Below are 2,579 nucleotides of genomic sequence, written 5' to 3' on the forward strand. Positions count from 1 at the left end.
CGTGATGGCCCGGTCTTTGTGAGTCTCTGTCATTGGTCTGCTCCGCTACCTTGGTTGACGATGGGTTCTCATCATCGCTTATTGTGCCCGCTCGGGGTGTGTTGGAGGAGCGGGGCGGACCATTCCATTACTCCCGGCCAGCCAAGTCGACGCCCGGCTCTGACAGATCAACGCCAAAGCCAGCACCTTGAACCTCATCCCCACCTTCATCCACCGCCGCATCGCGCATCGGCCAAACCTGGTCAAGATCGTCGATAACATCGGTTGGCTGTTCATCGACAAGCTGCTGCGCATGGGCGTCGGGCTGTTCGTCGGCGTCTGGGTGGCGCGCTATCTCGGTCCGGAACAGTTTGGTCTACTGAACTTCGCGCCCGCCTTCACCGGCCTGTTCGGCGCCACCGCCTATCTGCGCCCGGACGACACCCTGGCGCGCGCCATCGTCGTTTAGTCAGGCAATCCAGTGTTCATCACCCGCGTCATTCTCCGCAACTACAAAAGCATCGGGCATTGCGATGTCAAGCTCGGACCGCTGACCTATCTGGTCGGCGGCAATGGCGCGGGGAAGAGTAACTTTCTCGACGCCTTACATCTTGTGCGCGACGCCCTCGCTGGTTCGCTCGACAACGCGCTGAATGAGCGCGGCGGTTTGAGTGAGGTGCGGCGTCGCTCCAGCGGCCACCCGACCCATTTCGGTATCCGCTTGGAAGTCATCCTGCCAAGTGGCCAGCACGCACGCTATGCCTTCAACATCCGGGCGCTGAAGGACCGCGCCTATGAAGTGCAGACTGAGGAGTGTGTCATCGGACGCCAGAGCAAAGGGCCATTCTTCAAGATTGAGCGAGGGCAGTTGCACAGCACCAGCGAAGTCGCTTTCCCGTCGGTGACACCTGATCGGTTGGCCTTGGTCTCGGCGTCTGGGCTTCAAGCGTTTCGGCCAGTCTTCGATGCCCTGACGGCCATGGGGTTCTATAACCTCAATCCAAAGTTGATGCGCGAGCTTCAGAAGCCACAAGACGGGCGCCTCCTGAAAGCGGGCGGAGAGAACATTGCAAGTGTGGTTGGTCACTTGGAACGGGTGGAATCCGATCTGGCGAGCATCAAGGAGTATCTGCAATCCGTCGTCCCGATGGTGCAGGATGTTGAGCGCAAGCAAGTCGGGCCGATGGAAACCCTGGAATTCAAGCAGGAGATGTCGGGCGCTAAACACCCCTGGCGGTTCTTGGCGCAGAATATGTCGGATGGCACCTTGCGCGCATTGGGGGTTCTCGTCGCACTGCTGCAAGGCAATCCAGACTATTCGCCGACCCTAATTGCGATCGAGGAACCAGAGACGGCCTTGCACCCCGCCGCTAGCGCTGCGCTGCGCGAGGCGCTGCAACGCGCTGCCGCCAAAACCCAGGTGCTGGTGACCAGCCATAGCCCGGATCTCCTCGACGATTGCAGCCTGCCCCCCGAGGTTTTCCTAGCGGTGGTTTCCCAAGGCGGCGAGACGCGAATCGCGCCGCTCGATATGGCGTCACGCGAGACGATGCGCGAGCAGCTGTTTTCCGCCGGGGAACTCTTGCGCATCGACCAACTTGCCCCCGATGCGGAGGAGCTGGCGATGCAAGAGCAGCGTCAAGCTGAGCTGTTCGGAGAGAACGAGCATGGTCTAGAGGAAGGTCGCGAAACCACCCGGCACATCTTGATTCGGCAAGCCCGCCGTCGCTTTGGCCCCGAGGTGGCCGAGCAGAGCCAGCCCCTGCTGGCCCGCATCAGCGATTCCGATCAGCTCGAAGAGCTCGCCGATCAGCTTCTGCTCAGCCCCGATGGCAACACCTGGCTGAACCAGCTCAAACGCGCGTCTTGAGCCGGCTCACCTTACCGTCATTCCGGCCGGGAAGCCGGAAACCAGGCCATGGACCCGGCAACCAAGCAGCAAGCACCGAACAAGCCGTCCAACCCGCACCCAGGCCGCCAACCCAAGCTGACGCACTCCTATGCGGAGCGCCACGCACGCCCCGGCGAGACTTGGGAACAGGCCGAGGCGCGGCTGCGGCGAGAGCACAAACCCCAACCAACCCTTGACCCAACCGCCGCCAGCTGTTCTCATAGCCGCCGTCTTCACAGCTGAACCAGTCAGCGCAAGAACAACCCGATCACCGCCTCCGCCCTTGCCGACATGACAGGGGCGGGCGTAAGCCTGCCCGCAACCTTGATCCGACGGACCCAGCATCCGGTGAACGAAGACCTCACCTTTCTCGTCCTGCGCCAACTCCAGGCCAACCCCAAGCAGACCCAACTGCAGCTCTCACAGGCCATCGGCATCAGCGTCGGACGCACCAACTACGTCGTGCGTGCCCTCATCGAGCGCGGACTACTCAAAGCCGAGCACTTTCGCAACAGCAAGAACAAAAGCGCCTACGCCTACCTGCTCACCCCAGAAGGCATCGACACCAAGGCCCGCATCACCGCCCGCTTCATCCAACGCAAGCGCGCCGAATACGACGCCCTCAGAGCCGAGCTCGACCAACTCACCGCCGAAGCAGAAGCCGAAGGCCTGCTCCCGCAGTGATCTCGGCAGCGCCCAGTCTGTGATC

The 2,579-nt window shown here is 62.0% G+C and carries 4 protein-coding genes; all 4 read left to right on the forward strand.

Features of this window, described 5'->3' with window-relative positions; translation table 11 throughout:
* Positions 1–187 precede the first annotated feature (187 nt).
* On the forward strand, positions 188–448 hold the full coding sequence (locus CKO42_RS26140; RefSeq protein WP_242479729.1) for an oligosaccharide flippase family protein: 261 nt from the start codon (positions 188–190) through the stop codon (positions 446–448).
* Positions 449–460: 12 nt separating this feature from the next.
* Complete coding sequence (locus CKO42_RS26145) at positions 461–1,849, forward strand: AAA family ATPase (protein ID WP_200252230.1); 1,389 nt, start codon at positions 461–463, stop codon at positions 1,847–1,849.
* A gap of 48 nt (positions 1,850–1,897) precedes the next feature.
* Positions 1,898–2,113 (forward strand): hypothetical protein, encoded by a 216-nt coding sequence (locus CKO42_RS26150; protein ID WP_200252233.1) that lies wholly within the window; start codon positions 1,898–1,900, stop codon positions 2,111–2,113.
* 105 nt (positions 2,114–2,218) lie between these two features.
* Positions 2,219–2,554, forward strand: a complete 336-nt coding sequence (locus CKO42_RS26155; RefSeq protein WP_200252247.1) for a MarR family EPS-associated transcriptional regulator — start codon at positions 2,219–2,221, stop codon at positions 2,552–2,554.
* Positions 2,555–2,579 lie beyond the last annotated feature (25 nt).

Origin of the sequence: Lamprobacter modestohalophilus (assembly GCF_016583905.1) — a bacterium.
In the GTDB taxonomy this organism is placed as follows: Bacteria; Pseudomonadota; Gammaproteobacteria; order Chromatiales; family Chromatiaceae; genus Lamprobacter; species Lamprobacter modestohalophilus.